Origin of the sequence: Duganella alba (assembly GCF_009674495.1) — a bacterium.
Taxonomy (GTDB): Bacteria; Pseudomonadota; Gammaproteobacteria; order Burkholderiales; family Burkholderiaceae_D; genus Rugamonas; species Rugamonas alba.
In genome coordinates, this window is record NZ_WKJN01000008.1 from 122,706 (window position 1) to 140,314 (window position 17,609).

At 63.3% G+C, this 17,609-nt stretch carries 21 protein-coding genes and 2 pseudogenes; 14 read left to right on the forward strand and 9 right to left on the reverse strand.

Features of this window, described 5'->3' with window-relative positions:
• Positions 1-20: 20 nt before the first annotated feature.
• Positions 21-1,415 carry a branched-chain amino acid transporter BcaP gene (gene bcaP, locus GJ695_RS10410; RefSeq protein ID WP_371866516.1) on the forward strand — a complete coding sequence of 465 codons (1,395 nt, stop codon included), beginning with the start codon at positions 21-23 and terminating at the stop codon, positions 1,413-1,415.
• A 2-nt stretch (positions 1,416-1,417) separates the two neighbouring features.
• On the opposite strand, the gene GJ695_RS10415 is transcribed toward bcaP, so the two are convergent.
• Positions 1,418-3,133 carry a thiamine pyrophosphate-dependent enzyme gene (locus tag GJ695_RS10415; protein ID WP_154364415.1) on the reverse strand — a complete coding sequence of 572 codons (1,716 nt, stop codon included), beginning with the start codon at positions 3,131-3,133 and terminating at the stop codon, positions 1,418-1,420.
• Between the two features lie 94 nt (positions 3,134-3,227).
• Complete coding sequence (locus tag GJ695_RS10420; RefSeq protein ID WP_154364417.1) at positions 3,228-3,821, reverse strand: DUF4337 domain-containing protein; 594 nt, start codon at positions 3,819-3,821, stop codon at positions 3,228-3,230.
• 175 nt (positions 3,822-3,996) lie between these two features.
• Between GJ695_RS10420 and GJ695_RS10425 the strand changes: the two genes are divergently transcribed.
• The 4 genes from GJ695_RS10425 to GJ695_RS10440 all read left to right on the forward strand — a co-directional run bounded on the left by GJ695_RS10425 (position 3,997) and on the right by GJ695_RS10440 (position 5,595).
• Positions 3,997-4,209 carry a hypothetical protein gene (locus tag GJ695_RS10425; RefSeq protein WP_154364419.1) on the forward strand — a complete coding sequence of 71 codons (213 nt, stop codon included), beginning with the start codon at positions 3,997-3,999 and terminating at the stop codon, positions 4,207-4,209.
• A gap of 127 nt (positions 4,210-4,336) precedes the next feature.
• The gene (locus GJ695_RS10430) at positions 4,337-4,696 is read left to right on the forward strand and encodes a hypothetical protein (RefSeq protein WP_154364421.1); all 360 of its coding nucleotides are present in this window, start codon (positions 4,337-4,339) and stop codon (positions 4,694-4,696) included.
• A gap of 23 nt (positions 4,697-4,719) precedes the next feature.
• Entirely contained in the window at positions 4,720-4,974 is a 255-nt protein-coding gene (locus tag GJ695_RS10435) for a hypothetical protein (protein ID WP_154364423.1), read from the forward strand.
• Between the two features lie 105 nt (positions 4,975-5,079).
• Positions 5,080-5,595: a DUF4142 domain-containing protein gene (locus GJ695_RS10440; protein WP_154364425.1), complete on the forward strand. Its 516-nt coding sequence runs from the start codon at positions 5,080-5,082 to the stop codon at positions 5,593-5,595.
• Positions 5,596-5,623: 28 nt separating this feature from the next.
• Here GJ695_RS10440 and GJ695_RS10445 read toward each other — a convergent pair whose 3' ends face one another.
• Entirely contained in the window at positions 5,624-6,037 is a 414-nt protein-coding gene (locus GJ695_RS10445) for a VOC family protein (protein ID WP_154364427.1), read from the reverse strand.
• Between the two features lie 57 nt (positions 6,038-6,094).
• On the opposite strand from GJ695_RS10445, the gene GJ695_RS10450 reads away from it, so the two are divergent.
• From GJ695_RS10450 to GJ695_RS10465, 4 genes and pseudogenes are all read left to right on the forward strand, one after another.
• A complete protein-coding gene (locus GJ695_RS10450; RefSeq protein ID WP_154364429.1) occupies positions 6,095-6,457 on the forward strand; it encodes a cupin domain-containing protein in 363 nt (120 codons plus the stop codon).
• A gap of 67 nt (positions 6,458-6,524) precedes the next feature.
• Positions 6,525-6,779 (forward strand): FitA-like ribbon-helix-helix domain-containing protein, encoded by a 255-nt coding sequence (locus GJ695_RS10455; RefSeq protein ID WP_154357182.1) that lies wholly within the window; start codon positions 6,525-6,527, stop codon positions 6,777-6,779.
• Positions 6,776-7,191 (forward strand): annotated as a pseudogene (locus GJ695_RS10460) (type II toxin-antitoxin system VapC family toxin). The gene GJ695_RS10455 and the pseudogene GJ695_RS10460 overlap by 4 nt, the downstream one beginning before the upstream one ends.
• Before the next feature lie 8 nt (positions 7,192-7,199).
• A complete protein-coding gene (locus GJ695_RS10465) occupies positions 7,200-8,153 on the forward strand; it encodes an AEC family transporter (protein WP_154364431.1) in 954 nt (317 codons plus the stop codon).
• On the opposite strand, the gene GJ695_RS10470 is transcribed toward GJ695_RS10465, so the two are convergent.
• Genes GJ695_RS10470 through GJ695_RS10490 form a run of 5 tightly spaced genes read right to left on the reverse strand, consistent with a single transcriptional unit; the run spans position 8,113 to position 12,669 of the window.
• Entirely contained in the window at positions 8,113-9,507 is a 1,395-nt protein-coding gene (locus GJ695_RS10470) for a sodium:solute symporter family protein (protein ID WP_154364432.1), read from the reverse strand. The two genes, GJ695_RS10465 and GJ695_RS10470, sit on opposite strands and share 41 nt — an antisense overlap.
• A 6-nt stretch (positions 9,508-9,513) precedes the next feature.
• Positions 9,514-10,290, reverse strand: coding sequence for a 3-oxoadipate enol-lactonase (gene pcaD, locus GJ695_RS10475; protein ID WP_154364435.1), 777 nt, complete (start codon positions 10,288-10,290; stop codon positions 9,514-9,516).
• Between the two features lie 19 nt (positions 10,291-10,309).
• Positions 10,310-11,230, reverse strand: coding sequence for a catechol 1,2-dioxygenase (gene catA / locus GJ695_RS10480; RefSeq protein WP_154364436.1), 921 nt, complete (start codon positions 11,228-11,230; stop codon positions 10,310-10,312).
• 24 nt (positions 11,231-11,254) lie between these two features.
• Positions 11,255-11,545 (reverse strand): muconolactone Delta-isomerase, encoded by a 291-nt coding sequence (gene catC / locus GJ695_RS10485; protein ID WP_154364582.1) that lies wholly within the window; start codon positions 11,543-11,545, stop codon positions 11,255-11,257.
• A gap of 14 nt (positions 11,546-11,559) precedes the next feature.
• Complete coding sequence (locus GJ695_RS10490; protein WP_154364438.1) at positions 11,560-12,669, reverse strand: muconate/chloromuconate family cycloisomerase; 1,110 nt, start codon at positions 12,667-12,669, stop codon at positions 11,560-11,562.
• Between the two features lie 103 nt (positions 12,670-12,772).
• On the opposite strand from GJ695_RS10490, the gene GJ695_RS10495 reads away from it, so the two are divergent.
• Positions 12,773-13,687, forward strand: coding sequence for a LysR family transcriptional regulator (locus GJ695_RS10495; RefSeq protein WP_154364440.1), 915 nt, complete (start codon positions 12,773-12,775; stop codon positions 13,685-13,687).
• Here GJ695_RS10495 and GJ695_RS10500 read toward each other — a convergent pair.
• Entirely contained in the window at positions 13,684-14,484 is an 801-nt protein-coding gene (locus tag GJ695_RS10500) for an IclR family transcriptional regulator domain-containing protein (protein ID WP_154364442.1), read from the reverse strand. The genes GJ695_RS10495 and GJ695_RS10500 overlap by 4 nt on opposite strands.
• Positions 14,485-14,603: 119 nt before the next feature.
• Between GJ695_RS10500 and GJ695_RS10505 the strand changes: the two genes are divergently transcribed.
• The 4 genes and pseudogenes from GJ695_RS10505 to GJ695_RS30040 form a co-directional block, all read left to right on the forward strand.
• Positions 14,604-15,269: a 3-oxoacid CoA-transferase subunit A gene (locus tag GJ695_RS10505; protein ID WP_154364444.1), complete on the forward strand. Its 666-nt coding sequence runs from the start codon at positions 14,604-14,606 to the stop codon at positions 15,267-15,269.
• On the forward strand, positions 15,266-15,919 hold the full coding sequence (locus GJ695_RS10510; protein ID WP_154364446.1) for a CoA transferase subunit B: 654 nt from the start codon (positions 15,266-15,268) through the stop codon (positions 15,917-15,919). Before GJ695_RS10505 ends, GJ695_RS10510 begins: the two co-directional genes overlap by 4 nt.
• A 4-nt stretch (positions 15,920-15,923) precedes the next feature.
• The gene (gene pcaF / locus GJ695_RS10515; protein ID WP_154364448.1) at positions 15,924-17,129 is read left to right on the forward strand and encodes a 3-oxoadipyl-CoA thiolase; all 1,206 of its coding nucleotides are present in this window, start codon (positions 15,924-15,926) and stop codon (positions 17,127-17,129) included.
• 103 nt (positions 17,130-17,232) lie between these two features.
• Positions 17,233-17,562: pseudogene (locus GJ695_RS30040) on the forward strand (PAS domain-containing protein); the annotation flags it as partial.
• Between the last annotated feature and the right edge of the window lie 47 nt (positions 17,563-17,609).

The window sequence follows — 17,609 nt, forward strand, 5'->3', positions numbered from 1 at the left end:
AACAAGCAATGGAGGCTGTAGTGAGTATTTTTAGAACCAAGGACTTGGACGCCATGCGCGAAGCCAGCGCCAAACCTGGCGGGCTGAAGAAAGTCCTCGGACCGGTCGATCTGATTTTGATGGGCATCGGCGCCATTGTCGGCACCGGTATTTTTGTGCTGACGGGCAGCGGCGCGACGACGGCCGGTCCGGCGTTGGCCCTGTCCTTTGTGGTGGCCGCGTTTGCCTGCGGCTTTGCCGCGCTGTGCTATGCGGAATTCGCCTCCATCCTGCCGGTGGCCGGCGGCATTTACACCTACAGCTACGCCATTTTGGGCGAGATCATCGCCTGGATGATCGGCTGGGATCTGATCCTGGAATACGGCCTGGTGACGTCCGCCGTGTCGGTGGGCTGGTCGGGCTACTTCCAGTCGCTGATCAGCGGCTTCGGCATCCACATCCCGGTGGCGTTGTCCGCCGCGCCGGGTGCGCTGCCTGGCGTGACCACTTTCTTCAACCTGCCGGCCTTCCTGATCATGATGGTGCTGACCGTGCTGCTGTCGCTGGGCGTGCGTGAATCCGCCCGCGTCAACAACATCATGGTGGTGGTGAAGATCAGCGTGGTGCTGCTGTTTATCTTTGTCGGTGCGCGCCACGTGTCGCCGCCGAACTGGCATCCCTTCATGCCGTATGGCGCCACCGGCGTTATGAGCGCGGCGGCGCTGGTGTTCTTCGCGTTCATCGGTTTTGACGCGGTGACCACGGCTGCGGAAGAGGTCAAGCAGCCGAAGCGCGATCTGCCGATCGGCATCATCGGTTCGCTGGCTGTCTGCACCGTGCTGTACGTGGTGGTGTCGGCCATCATGACCGGCATCGTGCCGTACACCCAGTTCAAGGGCATCGATCATCCGGTGTCGCTGGCGCTGCAATTCGCCGGCGAAAACTGGGTGGCCGGCTTCGTCGACCTCGGCGCGATCCTGGGCATGAGCACCGTGATCCTGGTGATGGCCTTCGGCCAGAGCCGTGTGCTGTATGCGATGTCGCGCGACGGCCTGCTGCCGAAACGCCTGTCCGCGCTGAACGGCGCCGGCACGCCGATCGTGGCGACCTGGCTGGTCGGCATCGTGTTCGGCCTGCTGGGCGCGCTGGTGCCGCTGGAAGTGCTGGGCGAGCTGGCGAACATCGGCACGCTGGCCGCGTTCTGCCTGGTGTCGGTGGCGGTGATCGTGCTGCGCCGGAAGCGTCCGGACCTGCCGCGCGCCTTCCGCTGCCCGGGCGTGCCGGTCATTCCAGGCCTGGCGATCCTGTTCTGCGGCGCGCTGATGGTGTTCCTCAGCGCGATCACCTGGATCGCCTTCACCATCTGGCTGGCGATCGGGCTGGTGGTGTACTTCACCTATGCCCGTCACCACTCGCTGCTGAATAAGGCCGGCTGAGCTTATTTGGTCAGGTTGTCCTTGACGAGGTCGATCACGTCCTGGCCTCGTCCACTCAGCACCGCCTTGGCAGAATACAGGGCGGTGCCCAGCACCTGCTTCATTTCCAAGGTGGGCGGCATGACCAGTTCGAAACGGTCGGTCGTCACATCCAGCAGCGCCGGGCCCGGATGGGCTAGCCAGGCCTGCACCGCCTCTTCCAGTTGGGCCGGCGTTTCGACCCGCTGGCCGTAGATGCCGATGGCTTCCGCCACGCGCGCGAAGTCCGGATTCTTCAAGTCGGTATAGGCGTCCAGCAAGCCTTCGACTTTCTGTTCCAGCTCCACAAATCCCAGCGAACTGTTGTTGTAGACCGCGACCTTGATCGCGATGTTTTCCTGCACCGCCGTAATCAGATCGCCCATCAGCATCGCCAGGCCGCCATCGCCCGACAGCGAGATCACCTGCCGTTGCGGGAAGGCTTTCTTGGCGCCCAGTGCCTGCGGCATGGCGTTGGCCATGGTGCCGTGGGTCAGGCTGACCAGCGTGCGGCGGCGGCCGTTGGCGCGCGTGTGGCGCAGCACCCAGACCATGGGCGAGCCGCCGTCGGCCGTGAAGATGGCGTCGTCGTCGGCGTACTTGTCGATCGTCGCCGTCAGGTATTGCGGGCGGATGGTGCCGTTGTCGCCGGCCGTGGCGCGTTCGTTGAGGTGGGCGAGGGCTTTCTGGTGGCGCTCGACGCAGTGGTCGAGGAAGCTGGCGTCGTCATGCTGCTGCAACAGCGGCAGCAGCGCCGTCAGCGTGGCGCCGATGTCGCCCACCGCGCCGAGTTCGATTGGATGGCGTCGGCCCAGGTGAGTGGGGTCGATGTCGATCTGGATGATGCGCGCGTGCGCCGGGTAGAACTGGCGCCAGGCGAAGTCACAACCTAATAGCAGCAAGGTGTCGCACTCGCTGACCGCGTGGTAGCCGGATTCGACGCCGAAGATGCCGGTCATGCCGACGTTGTGCGGATTGTCGTATTCAACGAAATCCTTGGCGCGCGAGGTGTGGGCGATGGGCGCCTTGAGCCGTGCCGCCACCGCCATCAGCGCCGTGTGCGCGCCCTGGCAGCCGGAGCCGCCGTAGATGGCGATTTTCTTGCCGGTGTTGAGCACTTCGGCGATGCGCGCCAGTTCGTCGTCCGAGGGCCGCGTTTGCGGGCGCGGCTGATGCACCGCGAATGGCGGTTCGTCAGCGGCGGTTTCCTTCGAAATATCCGCCGGCACGATGATGACCGCCACGCCGCCCTTGGTCAGCGCGGCCTGCGCCGCCGCCGCGGTGACGCGCCGTGCCTGGGCCGGCGTGCGGATCTCCTGGCAGAACACGCTGCACTGGTCGTAGATGGGTTTGTAATCCACTTCCTGCGGGAAGTCGAAGCCCTGTTCGTCGCGCACGATCTGGCTGGCGATCAGCACCACCGGCGAGCGGTTGCGGTGCGCCTCGAACAGGCCGTTGACGAAGTGCAGGCTGCCGGGACCGCAGGAACCGGCGCACAAGGTCAGCCGGCCGGTGAGCATGGCCTCGGCGCCGGCGGCGAATCCGCCGGCTTCCTCGTGGCGCACGTGGACCCAGTCGATCTCGCTGCGGCGGATGGCGTCGGTGATGTGGTTCAGGGTATCGCCGGGGACGCCCCAGCAATGTTTGGCGCCTGCTTGCTGCAGGGTTTCGATGATGGCTTCTGCGACGGTCTTGGACATGGTCTGTTTCCCGGTATTGGTAGCAGACTTAGGATGTGACAAGCGGCCGCGCGTGTATGTTCGCTTCCGCACGAGCGGCCGATCTTGCTTTTCGTCAGGAGAGCAGGGCGGTGAGGGCGTTCGGGTGGATGGCCCAGCCGGCCAGGCCGGATAGTCCCATCAGCACGCCGAAGGCGGTCGGCACCAGTGCCACGAAGTACAGCGCCCACAGCTGCGTCAGCGCGGTGATGGCCAGCAGCGAAATGGCGATGGCCAGCAGGGCGTCCGACAGGTCGAACTGGTCGTCCTTGAAGTTGGCCGCATCATACAGCTTCTGATCGTTTTCGGCATCCGCCTTGGCCTCGGCTTTCTTGTGGCCCTGTTCCAGCGCCAGCGCTTCGTACTGCTTGATCGCCTCCTGATACCCGGCCTGTTCGCCGGCCGGCCTGCCCGCCGCTGCCAGCTTCAGCTGCACCACTGTCGCCTTGGCAACTTCCTCGCGCACATTGCGCGCCTGATAGAAGGCCCAGTGATCGACGCGGTTGACCTGTGCCTGCTGCATGCTCTGGTTGATGTTGTCATCCTTGACCTTGCAGATGCCCATGAAGGTGGCGAGCAAGGCCACCGTGATGGCGACGGTGGCGTTGAGCTTGCGGCCAGCCGGCTGTTGCGGTTCGTTCTGTGTGTCGACGATATCGAGAGGTTCCATAATGCGATGAGAATAGGAAAACCGCTAGCATAGCCTAATGCATTGCTTGCCGCGTCGCCATTTCGGCGGAGCCCCGGTCGACATTTGTCACCGGCGTTTGACGTGGATCTAAAAGTGCATAAATGTGCGCAAGGGACTCAGGTGCATGCTGATTTTTCTGATAGAGGAGGATCACATGAAATCCAGCAAACCACCCAAGCAGATTACCTGGACTGTTTCGTTGCCAGAACCGGAATATGACGCCATGCAGACCTTGCGTCTGGAACTCGGAGAATCCTCCGGCGGCAAGATCAAGAAAAGCGTGTTGGTCCGTGCTGCGTGCCGCATGTTGATGGCTCAGGATCGCGCGGCGATTGCCAATGAACTGTCGAAAATCGACGCGCAATAAACGCTGTACTTTCGCATGCCTGACGAATCTGCTAAGGTTGCGCATTGTTGGAAACGCCGCCAGAACTGGGCTAGTTCTGCGGCGGAGAGCACATTGTTGCTCAAAATTTTGAAAATCAGGAGCCCATATGAAATCTGCTAATGTTACATTTTCCCGCGTGGCAGGCGTGGTTGAAATGACGCTGGAGATTGACGGTCAGCGCATCGCCAGCAGCACCAGCCAGGAATCCATCGCCCTCGAATTACAAATCCACGAAGTCGGTCATTTGAGTATTGAAGGCAAGTTTTCCACTGACCTGCCGACCTCCGCTGAAACTTTGGCGCAGGCTTCGGAAGTTGCGTTCAGCGAACTAATGCCGGCGTTGCGATTGATCGCCGCCTGTTCGACGACGGGACTGGCGAGCCACTCGCTGTTGCCCAAGAAAGCACGCAAGCGTGCTGTGGTCGATGCCAAGCCGGCAAAAACCGGGAAGCACGCGAATCACTAGATAATGTTCAGCTGGAGCCGGCGATGTCCACGACAAATATAGATGGCTACGAAATTGAATTTACGGCGGAACCGCTTGCGGGAACGAACGAGTGGGGCGCATACGTTGCGATCTTCGCGCCCTCCGACAATCCCATGCATCTGGCTAACATTTATCCCCGGCAGCGTGTCGCGGCCGACGTGAGTTTTTCCAGTGAGGCTGACGCTGAAGAGGCGGCGCAGCAAGCCGGACTGGACGCCCTCAAGCAACTGCGCGCGCAGGGCGACCAGCAACCGTGAGCGTTACTGGTTGCGTGTAGCGGTATCGGTACGCTGGCACACCGTTTTGGCACGGTTTCAGGTCTACATTTCAGGAACACTTAGTTCACCTGGAGAGACCGAAAAATGAAAACCGCACATCTGGCATCCGCATGCATTCTTGGCGCTATCACGCAATTCGCCGCCGCGCAGACCTCCGCCGCGCTGAACAAGGCGGACGAAGGCCGTCTGGTCGCCATCGCCCAGGCCAACATCGCTGAAGTCGCGGCCGGCAAGATGGCGCTGGAGAAAAGCGCCAACGCCGACGTCAAGCAATTCGCGCAGATGATGATCGACGATCATGGCAAAGGTCTGGATGAAACCAGGAAGGTAGCGATGGCAAAGAATGTCACCCTGCCTACCGATCCTGACGCCGCCCATCAAAAAATGGCGGCGGACTTGCAGAAACTGTCCGGCGCAGCATTCGACAAGGCCTACGTGAGCAAGGCCGGCGTCGCCGACCACACCAAGGTTCACGCAGCGCTAAAAAAAGACATCGCCGACAGCAAGGACGCGGACGTCAAGGCGCTGGCGACCAAGCTGGAGCCGACCGTTGCGCACCATGAAGACATGGCGAAAAAACTCAACGCCGCAGTGAAATAAGCATGACCGCGCTGCTCGCGATGAGCGCTTATGCCGTCGGCGCGGCGGCGTGCTGCCAGCTCTTGTAGACCACCTCGATACTGTAGCCGTCGGGATCGAAGATGTTGGCGGCGTAGTAGCGCGGGTCGTAGTATAGCCGTGCGCCTGGTGCGCCGTTGTCGGTGGCGCCGGCTGCCATCGCGGCGGCGTAGAAGGCGTTCACCTGTTCTTCGCTGTTGGCGACAAAGCCGACATGGGCGGCGCGCGCATCGACGTTACCGTCGCGCAGCCAGAAGTAAATCCGGTTGTTGCTGCCGAATCCCTTCAGGTCGGGATGGCCTTTCGGCCCGTCGGCGCCATCGTAATCGTGGACGTGCAGGATGCCGAGCGGCGCCAGCGCCTGCTCGTAGAACTTGATGGAAGCGGGCAGGTCGCGTACCGACAAAAACACGTGGTCTAGCATGGGGTTCCTCTCTAATGGTAAAGTCAATCTCTGGAAACATGACTTCTGCCAAGCATTATGCCCACCATCACCGAATTCCGCCATCAATCGCCGACGCCCGAATATGACCATCCGCGCGCCGAGCGCCGTCTTGAAGGCAATCCGCAGCGTACCACCTGGAACCATTTCACCGATGCCAGCGGCGATGTCAGCGCCGGCATCTGGGCCTGCGAACAGGGCAGCTGGCGGATCGCCTTCGGTCCGCACAAGGATGAATACTATTACGTCCTCGAAGGCCGCTGCCGCGTCATCGACGAACAAGGCCACGCAGCCGAAGCCGGCCCCGGCGATGCGCTGGTCATCCCCGCCGGCTTCAAAGGCGTGTTCGAAGTCGTCGAGCCGGTCAAAAAACACTACGTCATCATTGATCGTACAAGCTGAGCGTGCTTGAAGCTTTGCATGCAAAAGCATAAGATGAATGCATTGCATGCTGACGAGGGGCCATATCATGGCGATGCTGACAATCCGTAACCTTCCTGATGATGTCCATCGCGCGCTTCGGGTGCGTGCTGCCGAGCATGGCCGGAGCACGGAGGCCGAGGTGCGGGAAATTCTGGCTGCTGCAGTCAAGCCTGAGCAGCGTGTGTTGATGGGCGATGCGCTTGCGGCGCTGGGCAGAAAAATCGGCTTCACAGACGAGGATGCAGAGAGCCTCGATCAGGTCCGCGTCAGAACGCCATCCAAGCCCATGAGCTTTGAATGATTATTCTCGATACCAATGTCATCTCCGAGGCGATGAAGCAGCGCCCTGACCAAGCAGTACGGAACTGGCTGAATAGCCAAGTCGAGGCGACACTCTATCTGTCGAGCGTAACCCTGGCCGAGTTGCTGCTGGGTATAGGTTCTCTTCCAAAGGGAAAACGCAAGAACCAGCTGGCCCAGGGACTCGACGATTTGCTGAGTATGTTCAAAGACAAAATTCTCCCATTCGACACCGAGGCGGCGGGGCGTTATGCGCAGTTGGCAGTCATTGCAAAAAAGGCTGGGCGGGCTTTTCCCATTCCGGATGCTTACATTGCCGCGATTGCGGCCGCGCGCGGCTTTATCGTCGCGTCGCGTGACACGGGCCGTATGAGGCCGTCGGTGTCAAAGTCATCAATCCGTGGGAAGGCTGATTGCTAGTATGCTTGAAATTCTTGCGATCACTTGTCCGATTTATCTGATTGTTCTTGCTGGCTATGCCGCTACCCGTGGCGGGTTGTTTGCGCGGGCGGATATGCAGGTGTTCGGGAAGTTTGTGTTTAACCTGGCGCTGCCGGCGTTGATTTTCAATGCGCTGGCGCAGCGGCATATCCGGGAGATTCTGCATCCGGCGTATCTGCTGTCGTATCTGTTCGGTTCGCTGTTGATGCTGGCGCTGGCGTTCTTTCTGGGCCGGCGCCTGCTCCGATTGAGCCTGATACGCAGCACGTTCATGGCCATGGGCGTGTCGTGCTCGAACAGCAGCTTTATCGGCTTTCCTATCCTGATGCTGATGGTGGCGCCGGTGGCCGGCGTGGCGCTGGGCCTGAACGTGATCGTGGAAAACCTGGTGATGCTGCCGTTGCTGCTGGCGATGGCCGAGCACGGCCGGGGCGGCGGAGGCGGCGCATGGCATCAGGTCATCCGCCAGTCGGCGCAGCGGCTGATGCGCAATCCGCTGGTGATTTCGGTGACGGCCGGCCTGATCGTCAGCCTGTCGGAACTCAAGCTGCCGCAGCCGGTCATCCGCACGGTGACGCTGTTCGCTCAGGCCAGCGGCGGCCTGTCGCTGTTTGCCATCGGCGGCATGCTGGTCGGTTTGTCGCTTAGCACGGGCTGGCAGCGCGTGGTGCCGCTGGTGGCCGGCAAGTTGATCGGCCATCCACTGGCGGTATTGCTGATCGCTTCGCTGGTGCCGCTGCTGGGCATCACGCCGATGGCGCCGGACCTGCGCGCCGCCGCCTTGCTGATGGCCGCCATGCCGATGCTGAGCATCTATCCTATCCTGGGCCAGGCCTACGGCGAGGCCGACCGCAGCGCCACCGCGCTATTGATCTGCATGGTGGCGTCGTTCTTTACGCTGAGTGCCTGGATGTGGCTGGTGCACCCGGCTTGAACAGTTCGCTGATGCCCATGGTCAGCACCGGACCGGCCAGCGCCAGGTAGGAACTGTCGACGCCAAACGGATTTCCGGCCAGGAACCAGCCGATGGTGGCAATCACCGACAGAATCACGCCGGCAAACGCGCCGCGTGGCGTGCCGAACTTCGGCGCATAGAAAGCCATCAGGATCAGCACCGCCAGCGTCGCCCGTAAGGCCTTGCCGAGGAAGGCGATCATCAGCAGCTTTTCCGCATACAGCGCCAGCACCAGCGGCAGCAGGCCGGTCACCGCAATGGCGACGCGCAGGAACAGCACCGACCGGGCGTCGCTCTTGGCCTTGTTGAAGAAGGGATTGTAGAAGTCCTTCATCGCCAGCGTGGCCGAAGCCAGGGTGGTGGCCGAAATGCCGCCGAACAGCGCGCCGGCCAGGCCCACCACCATGATGCTGGCCGAGAAGGCCGGCATGTGGGCGATCAGCTTGGGAAAGGCGTCGATCGACTTCATGCCCGGCCACATCACCGCGCTGCACATGCCGATCAGCGCCGCCATCAGGCCGAAGGGAATCATCAGCGACGACACGTAGTAGCACGCGCGGCGCGCCACGGCCGGATTGTCGGTGCCCACCAGCGCCTGGATCACGTACTGCGTGGCGAAGATCGAGCCGATGCCGCCGATCATCCAGGCGACGATCTGGCCCCAGCCGATCTCGGTCCAGTTGAACATCTGCGCCGGCAGCTGCGCCTGCAAGGTGGCGATGCCGCCGCTGGCTTCCAGCGCATAGGCCAGCGCCAGCATCACGCCCACATACTTGACGATGGCGTGGGCGAAATTGGTGTACACCACCGAGCGCATGCCGCCCAGGCTGACGTAGATGACGGTGATTGCGCCGACCAGCAGAATCGCCAGGCTCTTGTTAATGTGCAGCACAGCCGCCAGTACCGCGCCGCCGCCGGCATACAGCGCCACGGCGACAATGCTCAAGGCCACGATGGTCAGCACCGAAGCCGCATAGCGTACCGGCTCGCCATACGCGGCGGCCAGGATGCCGGAAATGGTGGTCTGTCCGCTCTCCTTGAACTTCTTCACCAGCACCACCGCCAGCAGCAGGAAGCCGAGCGACAGCGCCACCAGGTTCCAGGCGGCGGAGATGCCGATTTCATAGCCTTTCTGCGCCGTGCCGATGCTGACCGAGCTGCCGATGAATTCCGACAGCATCAGCGCGCCGATCAAATAAGCCGGAAAGTTGCGGCCGCCGGCCGTCATGCCTTCGCTGCTGTTGGCGTGCTTGCGCACACTGTAGGTAATCCAGGACATGAGGCCGAAATAGGCCACCATCACCCCGCCGATGATCATTAAACGTGTATCCATTACTTCTTACTCCAGGTAAGCGCGCAGCAGCGCGCTGAACGCCGCGCCGGCTTCGATGTTTGAGATGTGCGATGCAGGCAGCGTGGTCAACTTCGCGCCGGGGATCTGCTGCTGCAGCCAGGCGCCGTCGGCCGGTGTGGTGACCGGATCGGACAGGCCCGCCACGATCATGCATGGCGCCGTGATGCTGGCCACGTCGGCGCGCAGGTCGGCATGCGCCAGCGCTTCGCAGCAGGCCGCGTAGCCGCCGGCGTCCTGTTCGCGCAGGCGATCCACCAGCTGCGCCACGATGGCCGGTTCGCGTTCGATGAAGGCTGGCGTAAACCAGCGCGCAGCGGCGCCGTCGGCGATGGCGGCCATGCCGTCCTGCCGCACCTGCGCGGCGCGCGTCAGCCAGCCGTCGGCGCTGCCGATGCGTGCCGCGGTATTGGCCAGCACCAGTTGCGTGAAGCGCTGCGGCGCGTGGATGCCGAGCCACTGGCCCGTCATGCCGCCCATTGAGATGCCGCAGAAGGCGGCGCGGTCGATGTGCAGATGGTCGAGCAGGGCGATCACGTCTTGCCCCAGCCGTGCCAGGTCCACCGGCGCGCTGCCGGCCGGCGACTGGCCATGGCCGCGCGCATCGTAGCGGACCACGTAATGGTCGGTGGCCAATGCGGCGGCTTGCGCATCCCACATGGACAGATCGGTGCCGAGGGAATTTGACAGCACCACGCAGGGGTGTGCGGCGTCGCCGTCGGTGCGGTAATGCAGACGGTCGCCGGCTACTTCCAGATAAGGCATAGTGTTCTCCGGTGCGTGCTCACGCGGCGGCGCGTGGACGGTCAACCTCGGCGTCCGGCAAGGCGTCACGTTCGCGCGTCATGTGGAAGTCGAAATCGATCGAGGCGTAGGGCTGTCGCAGGCGCGCCGCATCCAGCTTTTGCGGATCGCTGATGCGCTCTATCGCCGGCACCAGGCCCTCGCGCGTGGCGAAGGCGAAATCGTCCCACAGGTATTTGTCGCCGTCGATGTTGATCTGCGTGGTCAGCTTGCGCTGGCCTTCGGCGCTGATGAAGAAGTGGATGTGCGCCGGACGCTGGCCGTGGCGGCCCAGCAGGTCGAGCAGTTGCTGCGTGGTGCCATCCGGCGGGCAGCCATAGCCGACCGGGATGATGCTGCGGAACTGGTAGCGGCCCTGGTCATCGGTGATGATGGTGCGGCGCAGATTGAAGTCCGACTGCGTGCGGTCGAAGAAGGAGTAGTTGCCGAGCAGGTTGGCGTGCCAGACTTCGACCCTGGCGCCGGCCAGCGGCTTGCCGTCTTCGTCGAACACGGTGCCCTGCATCAGCAGCGTTTCGGCGCGCTCGCTTTCGCTGCCGTCGTCCAGACGCGCGAAGCCCACGCTTTCCGGCGCGCCGGCCACGTACAGCGGGCCTTCGATGGTGCGCGGCGTGGCGCCGGCCAGGCCGGCCCTGGCTTCCGCCTCGTCGGCGCGCAGGTCGAGGAAGTGTTCCAGCCCCAGGCCGGCGGCCAGCAGGCCCAGTTCACTCGATGCGCCGGCGGCCGACAGGTAGGACACGCCGCTCCAGAATTCATTCGGCGTCACGTCCAGGTCTTCGATGGCTTTGCACAAGTCGCCCAGCACGCGCACCACCACCTGCCGCACGCGCGGATTGGCCGGGGCTTGGGCTGCGTCTACGATCCAGGTTTTTACCAGTTTATCGATGTCTGCATGGTTCATTTCAGGTCTCCTCTATGTCAGAGTTTAAAGGTCGTTGTCGCGGACCGAGGAAGGATGGCGGCACAGCGGCATCACCTGGATCTGCATGTAGGGGAACAGCGGCAGGGATGTCAGCAGCGTGTGCAGCTCGTCCACGCTGGCCACATCGAACACGCTGATGTTGGCGTACTGGCCGGCGATGCGCCACAGGTGGCGCCATTTGCCTTCGTGTTGAAGGCGCGCCGCCAGCGCTTTTTCATCCGCTTTCAGTTGCGCGGCCTGCTCGGCCGGCATGGTCATCGGCAGGTTGACGTTCATTCGTACATGGAACAGCATCATTCATCTCCTGGTTATTTGCGGCGCATGGCGTGCAGTTTGTCGGTATCGATTTCCACGCCGAGGCCAGGGCCGGTCGGCACCTGCAGCATGAAGTCCTTGTAGACCAGCGGCTCGCGCAGCACTTCCTGCGTCAGCAGCAGAGGTCCGAACAATTCGGTGTCCCAGGCCAGCGTGGGGAAGGTGGAGCACACGTGGGCGGTGGCGGCGGTGCCGATGCCGCCTTCCAGCATGGTGCCGCCATACAGTTCGATGCCGGCCAGGCGCGCCACGGTCGCCACTTCCAGCGCCGGCAGCAGGCCGCCGGACTGGGTGATCTTGACCGCGTAGACGTCGGCGGCATCGGCGCGCGCCAGCGCCATGGCGTCGTCCGGGCCGTGCAGCGCTTCGTCGGCCATGATGGCGACGTCGAAGCGCTGCTTGAGGCGCGCCAGCGCCGCTACATTGGTGGCCTTGACCGGCTGTTCGATCAGGTCGATGCCGCCGGCTTCCAGCGCGGCGATGCCGCGTACCGCTTCGCCCTCGGTCCAGGCCTGGTTGACGTCCACCCGCACACTGGCCTTGTCGCCCAGCGCGCGCTTGATGGCCAGCACGTGGGCGACGTCGGCCGCCACGTCGCGCAGGCCGATCTTCAGTTTGAAGATGCGGTGGCGGCGCAGTTCCAGCATCTGCTCCGCTTCGGCGATGTCCTTGGTGGTGTCGCCGCTGGCCAGCGTCCACGCCACCGGCAGCGCGTCGCGCACCCGGCCGCCAAGCAGTTCGGACAGCGGCACGTTGAGACGGCGCGCCTGGGCGTCGAGCAGCGCGGTCTCCAGTGCGCATTTGGCGAAGCGGTTGCCCTGGATGGTCTTGCGGATCTTCGCCATCGCCTTGGCCACCGCGCTCGCTTCCATACCGAGCAGCAGCGGCGCGATGTAGGTGTCGATGTTGGTCTTGATGCTTTCCGGGCTCTCTTCGCCGTAATTCAGGCCGCCGATGGTGGTGGCCTCGCCCCAGCCGAGGATGCCGTCGTCGCAGGTGACCTTGACCAGCACCAGCGTCTGCGTGTTCATGGTGGCGACGGACAGGCGGTGCGGTCGAATGGTTGGCACGTCTACAAGGTAGGTGTCGATATTTTGAATCATATTTATTCCGTATAATCCGTCAGGTATGCTTACGATATTCCTGCGAAGGTTGCGGGTCCAACACTGTTTTGGTATGGCTTCCATACCTTGAGGGTATGAATCGATGGAATTACGGCATCTGCGCTACTTCATCGCTGTGGCGGAAGAGCGCAATTACACGCGGGCGGCCGAGCGCCTGCACATGGCCCAGCCGCCGTTGAGCCGGCAGATCCAGCAGCTGGAAGAGATGCTGGGCGTGGAATTGATCGAAAAAGGTTCGCGGCCGCTGCGGCTGACCGAGGCCGGCGAATTCTTCCTGGCCCACGCGCGCACGGTGCTGGATCAGGTGCGCGACCTGAAGGCGATGACGCAGCGGGTGGGCAAGCTTGAGCGCAAGCTGTCGATCGGTTTTGTGGCCTCCACGCTGTATGGCGAGCTGCCGGATATCGTGCGGCGCTACAGCGAACGCTTCCCCGAGGTGGAGGTGACGCTGCACGAGATGATGACGGTGGAGCAGATGCAGGCGCTGAAGGAGGGCCGTATCGATGTCGGCTTCGGCCGGCTGAAAAGCGAAGACCCGAGCATCCGCCGCATCCTGCTGCGCAATGAGCGCATGGTGGTGGCGCTGTCGCCGAATCACCGGCTGGTGGAGCGCCAGGGCGGACTGCGGCTGCGCGACCTGGTGCACGAGAAGCTGCTGGTGTACCCGAAGTCGCCGCGGCCCAGCTTTGCCGACCAGGTACTGGCGGTGCTGGGCGAGGCGAATGTCACGCCCGGTGTGGTGACCGAGGTGCGCGAGTTGCAGATTGCGATGGGGCTGGTGGCGGCCGGGCAGGGCATCACCATCGTGCCGGAGAGTGTACAGGCCATGCATCACCGGAACGTGGTGTACCGGCCGCTGGAGGACAAGCATGCGTTCTCGCCTATCCTGTTTGGCGTGCGGCATATGGACCGTTCGCCGGAGCTGGGCAACCTGCTGGCGGCGGTGTATTCGATCTACGACGATCTGGGCATCGCCTACACGCCTGAGACGCTTTAAGGCAGCAGCACCGACAGCTCCTGCGCGCCCTGGCGCAGCACAGGCATGAATTCTTCCACCATGCGCTCCGGCGTGACGCGGATGGCCTGGGCGCCGACGTTCAGCGCGGCCAGCACGCGGCCGGAGGCGCCGCGCACCGGCACGGCGATCGAGCGCAAGCCCAGTTCCAGTTCCTCGTTATTGGCCGCATAGCCTTGCTCGCGCACCCGCGCCAGCTCGGCGCGCAGCGCATCGACATCGGTGATGGTGTGGGGCGTGCGCGCCGTCAGCGTCACGCGCGCCAGATAGGCGTCCAGCTCCGCCGCCGGCAGATGCGCCAGCAGCACGCGGCCCAGCGAGGTGCAGTAGGCCGGCAAGCGGCTGCCGGCGCTCAGCGACACCGACATCACGCGCGAGGCGGCCGCGCGGGCCACGTACAGCACCTGGTCTTCCTCCAGCACCGCCAGCGAACTCGATTCCCCCAGCGTCTTGCTGATCTGATCCAGGCAGGGCTGGGCCGACAGCGTCAATGGCGTCGACGACAGATAGGAATACCCCAGTGTCAGCACCTTCGGTCGCAGCGTGAAATTCTTCAGCTCCGCATCCACATAGCCCAGCTGCTTGAGCGTGTGCAGGCAGCGCCGCACGGCCGCGCGCGGAATGCCGGTCTGCTGGCTGATCTGCGCGATGGTCAGCGGCTGGCGCGAATCGGCAAAGGCGCGCACCACGGCCAGGCCGCGCGCCAGGGAAGTCATGAAATCGGGATCGGTCAGCGCCTCGATTTCGTCGGCGATGGTGGGAGCAGGAGTTGTCGGCATGGCAGGATTGTAAACGATGGCGCTTGACCTCAACGGGGAAACAGGCGTAGACTTTTTGTGCGATAAACGGCTATGTGTTCGATTATCGCACAAAAGCCATAATGGAGGATCACAACATCATGATCGACAAGACCTTTGCAACGCTGGAAAGCGCGGTAGCCGACATCCACGACGGCGCCACCGTGATGATCGGCGGCTTCGGCAACGCCGGCATGCCGTCGGCGCTGATCGACGCGCTGCTGGCGCAGGGAGCGCGCGACCTCACCGTCGTCAACAACAATGCCGGCAACGGCGAAACCGGGCTGGCGGCGCTGATCAAGGCTAAACGCGTGCGCAAGATCATCTGCTCGTTCCCGCGCCAGGCCGATTCGCATCACTTCGACGCACTGTACCGCGCCGGCGAAATCGAACTGGAACTGACGCCGCAGGGCAATCTGGCGGAACGCATCCGCGCCGCCGGCGCCGGCATCGGCGGCTTCTTCACGCCCACCGGCTACGGCACCCAGCTGGCCGAGGGCAAGGAAACGCGCCTGATCGACGGCCGCCACTACGTGTTCGAAACGCCGATCCGCGCCGACTTCGCGCTGATCAAGGCGCTGCGCGGCGACCGCTGGGGCAACCTGGTGTACCGCAAGACGGCGCGCAACTTCGGCCCGATCATGGCGATGGCGGCCAAGACCACCATCGCCCAGGTGGTCGATGTGGTGGCGCTTGGCGAACTCGATCCCGAAGCGATCATCACGCCGGGCATCTTTGTACAACGTGTCGTGAAGGAGGCCGCATGAGCCGCTATACCCGTGACCAGATGGCCGAACGCGTGGCCCAGGATATTCCGGAAGGTGCGTATGTGAACCTCGGCATCGGCCTGCCGACCAAGGTCGCCAACTATCTGCCGGCCGAACGCGAAGTGTTCCTGCACAGCGAGAACGGGCTGCTCGGCATGGGCCCGTCGCCGGCGCCCGGTGAGGAAGACGAAGACCTGATCAACGCCGGCAAGCAGCCGGTGACGCTGCTGACCGGCGGCGCCTACTTCCACCACGCCGATTCGTTCGCGATGATGCGCGGCGGCCACCTGGACATCTGCGTGCTGGGCGCGTTCCAGGTATCGGGCGGCGGCGACCTGGCGAACTGGCACACCGGCGCGCCGGATGCGATTCCCGCCGTCGGCGGCGCCATGGACCTGGCGCTGGGCGCCAAGCAGGTGTTCGTGATGATGGAGCACCAGACCAAGACCGGCGAGAGCAAGGTGGTGGAGCAGTGCACCTATCCGCTGACCGGCATCGCCTGCGTCAGCCGCATCTACACCGACATGGCGGTGCTGGACGTGACGCCGCAGGGCCTGCGCGTGCGCGAGATGGCGCCCGGCCTGACCTTCAACGATCTGCAAGCGGCAACCGCGGCCAAGCTGCTGCCCGCTGAACCCAACCAGGAGTAACAGCATGACCGATGTATTTATCTGCGACGCCATCCGCACCCCGATCGGCCGTTACGGCGGCGCGCTGAAAGACGTGCGCGCCGACGACCTGGGCGCGGTGCCGCTGCGCGAACTGGTGCGCCGCAATCCCGGCGTGGACTGGAGCGCCATCGATGAAGTGATCTACGGCTGCGCCAACCAGGCCGGCGAGGATAACCGCAACGTGGCGCGCATGTCGCTGCTGCTGGCCGGCCTGCCGCAGGAAGTGCCCGGCACCACCGTCAACCGTTTGTGCGGTTCCGGCATGGACGCGGTGGGTACGGCGGCGCGCGCCATCCGCAGCGGCGAGGCGCGGCTGGTGATCGCCGGCGGCGTCGAGTCGATGACGCGCGCGCCTTTCGTCATGGGCAAGGCGGAATCGGCGTTCTCGCGCGGCGCGGCGATTTTCGACACCACCATCGGCTGGCGCTTCCCGAATCCGCGGATGCACGCGCTGTACGGCACCGATGCGATGCCGGAGACGGCGGAAAACGTCGCTGACGATTACGGCATCAACCGCGCCGACCAGGACCAGTTTGCGTTGGCCAGCCAGGCCAAGGCCGCGCGCGCGCAGCGCGACAAGGTGTTTGACGACGAGATCGTGCCTGTATTGGTGCCGCAGAAGAAAGGCGAGCCGCTGGCGTTTGCGCAGGACGAGCATCCGCGCGAAACCAGCATCGAAGCGCTGGCCAAGCTGAAACCTGTGGTGCGTGCCGGCGGCACGGTCACGGCGGGCAATGCCTCCGGCGTCAACGACGGCGCCTGCGCGCTGCTGCTGGCGAATGCGGAAGCGGCGCAAGCCTACGGCCTGACGCCGCGCGCGCGCGTGATTGGCATGGCCACGGCCGGCGTGGCGCCGCGCGTGATGGGCATCGGCCCGGTGCCGGCGGTGCGGAAGCTGCTGCGCCAGACCGGCATGACGCTTGAGCAGTTCGACGTGATCGAGCTGAATGAAGCCTTCGCCGCGCAGGGGCTGGCGGTGCTGCGCGAACTGGGTCTGCGCGACGACGATCCGCGCGTGAATCCGAACGGCGGCGCCATCGCGCTGGGCCATCCGCTTGGCATGAGCGGCGCGCGCCTGGTGACCACCGCCATGTACCAGCTGGCGCGCAGCGGTGGACGCTACGCGCTGTGCACCATGTGCATTGGCGTCGGGCAGGGGATTGCGATCGCGATTGAACTAATTCCTTGATTTATATCAAACTGAATGTGAATAAATATTTATTTTATTCTGATTAACTTTGTTGTCGCCGTGACTATATAATCGATAGTAATATTTATTACTGAATGAGATTATGCGGTTAAACTTACCTATCAGCAATACTGAATATATTCTGGATGAGTCGGAAACGATTGTCTCAAAAACTGATCTTAATGGAAACATTACTTATGTTAATAGGGATTTTATTAATGTCAGTGGTTATTCCGAGGAGGAGTTAATCGGGGCGCCACAGAATATCGTGCGCCACCCCGACATGCCGCCCGCCGCGTTTGAGGACCTGTGGCGGGCCTTGAAGCAAGGCCGGGCCTGGAATGGCTTGGTGAAGAACCGCTGTAAAAACGGTAATTTCTATTGGGTCGAGGCGAATGCCGCGCCTTATCTGGAGAATGGAAAGATCGTCGGATATACGTCGGTCCGGGTAAAGCCCAGTCCCGAAAAAGTCGAGGCGGC

Bases quoted from the DNA above. Each gene is read 5' to 3' on its own strand.
- GJ695_RS10445 (WP_154364427.1), bottom strand. From the start codon at position 6,037: ATGCTAGACCACGTGTTTTTGTCGGTACGCGACCTGCCCGCTTCCATC.
- GJ695_RS10440 (WP_154364425.1), top strand. From the start codon at position 5,080: ATGAAAACCGCACATCTGGCATCCGCATGCATTCTTGGCGCTATCACG.
- GJ695_RS10455 (WP_154357182.1), top strand. From the start codon at position 6,525: ATGGCGATGCTGACAATCCGTAACCTTCCTGATGATGTCCATCGCGCG.
- GJ695_RS10470 (WP_154364432.1), bottom strand. From the start codon at position 9,507: ATGGATACACGTTTAATGATCATCGGCGGGGTGATGGTGGCCTATTTC.
- GJ695_RS10505 (WP_154364444.1), top strand. From the start codon at position 14,604: ATGATCGACAAGACCTTTGCAACGCTGGAAAGCGCGGTAGCCGACATC.
- GJ695_RS10495 (WP_154364440.1), top strand. From the start codon at position 12,773: ATGGAATTACGGCATCTGCGCTACTTCATCGCTGTGGCGGAAGAGCGC.
- pcaF (WP_154364448.1), top strand. From the start codon at position 15,924: ATGACCGATGTATTTATCTGCGACGCCATCCGCACCCCGATCGGCCGT.
- GJ695_RS10490 (WP_154364438.1), bottom strand. From the start codon at position 12,669: ATGATTCAAAATATCGACACCTACCTTGTAGACGTGCCAACCATTCGA.
- GJ695_RS10500 (WP_154364442.1), bottom strand. From the start codon at position 14,484: ATGCCGACAACTCCTGCTCCCACCATCGCCGACGAAATCGAGGCGCTG.
- pcaD (WP_154364435.1), bottom strand. From the start codon at position 10,290: ATGCCTTATCTGGAAGTAGCCGGCGACCGTCTGCATTACCGCACCGAC.
- GJ695_RS10430 (WP_154364421.1), top strand. From the start codon at position 4,337: ATGAAATCTGCTAATGTTACATTTTCCCGCGTGGCAGGCGTGGTTGAA.
- GJ695_RS10510 (WP_154364446.1), top strand. From the start codon at position 15,266: ATGAGCCGCTATACCCGTGACCAGATGGCCGAACGCGTGGCCCAGGAT.
- GJ695_RS10465 (WP_154364431.1), top strand. From the start codon at position 7,200: ATGCTTGAAATTCTTGCGATCACTTGTCCGATTTATCTGATTGTTCTT.
- GJ695_RS10435 (WP_154364423.1), top strand. From the start codon at position 4,720: ATGTCCACGACAAATATAGATGGCTACGAAATTGAATTTACGGCGGAA.
- catA (WP_154364436.1), bottom strand. From the start codon at position 11,230: ATGAACCATGCAGACATCGATAAACTGGTAAAAACCTGGATCGTAGAC.
- catC (WP_154364582.1), bottom strand. From the start codon at position 11,545: ATGCTGTTCCATGTACGAATGAACGTCAACCTGCCGATGACCATGCCG.
- GJ695_RS10425 (WP_154364419.1), top strand. From the start codon at position 3,997: ATGAAATCCAGCAAACCACCCAAGCAGATTACCTGGACTGTTTCGTTG.
- GJ695_RS10420 (WP_154364417.1), bottom strand. From the start codon at position 3,821: ATGGAACCTCTCGATATCGTCGACACACAGAACGAACCGCAACAGCCG.
- GJ695_RS10450 (WP_154364429.1), top strand. From the start codon at position 6,095: ATGCCCACCATCACCGAATTCCGCCATCAATCGCCGACGCCCGAATAT.
- GJ695_RS10415 (WP_154364415.1), bottom strand. From the start codon at position 3,133: ATGTCCAAGACCGTCGCAGAAGCCATCATCGAAACCCTGCAGCAAGCA.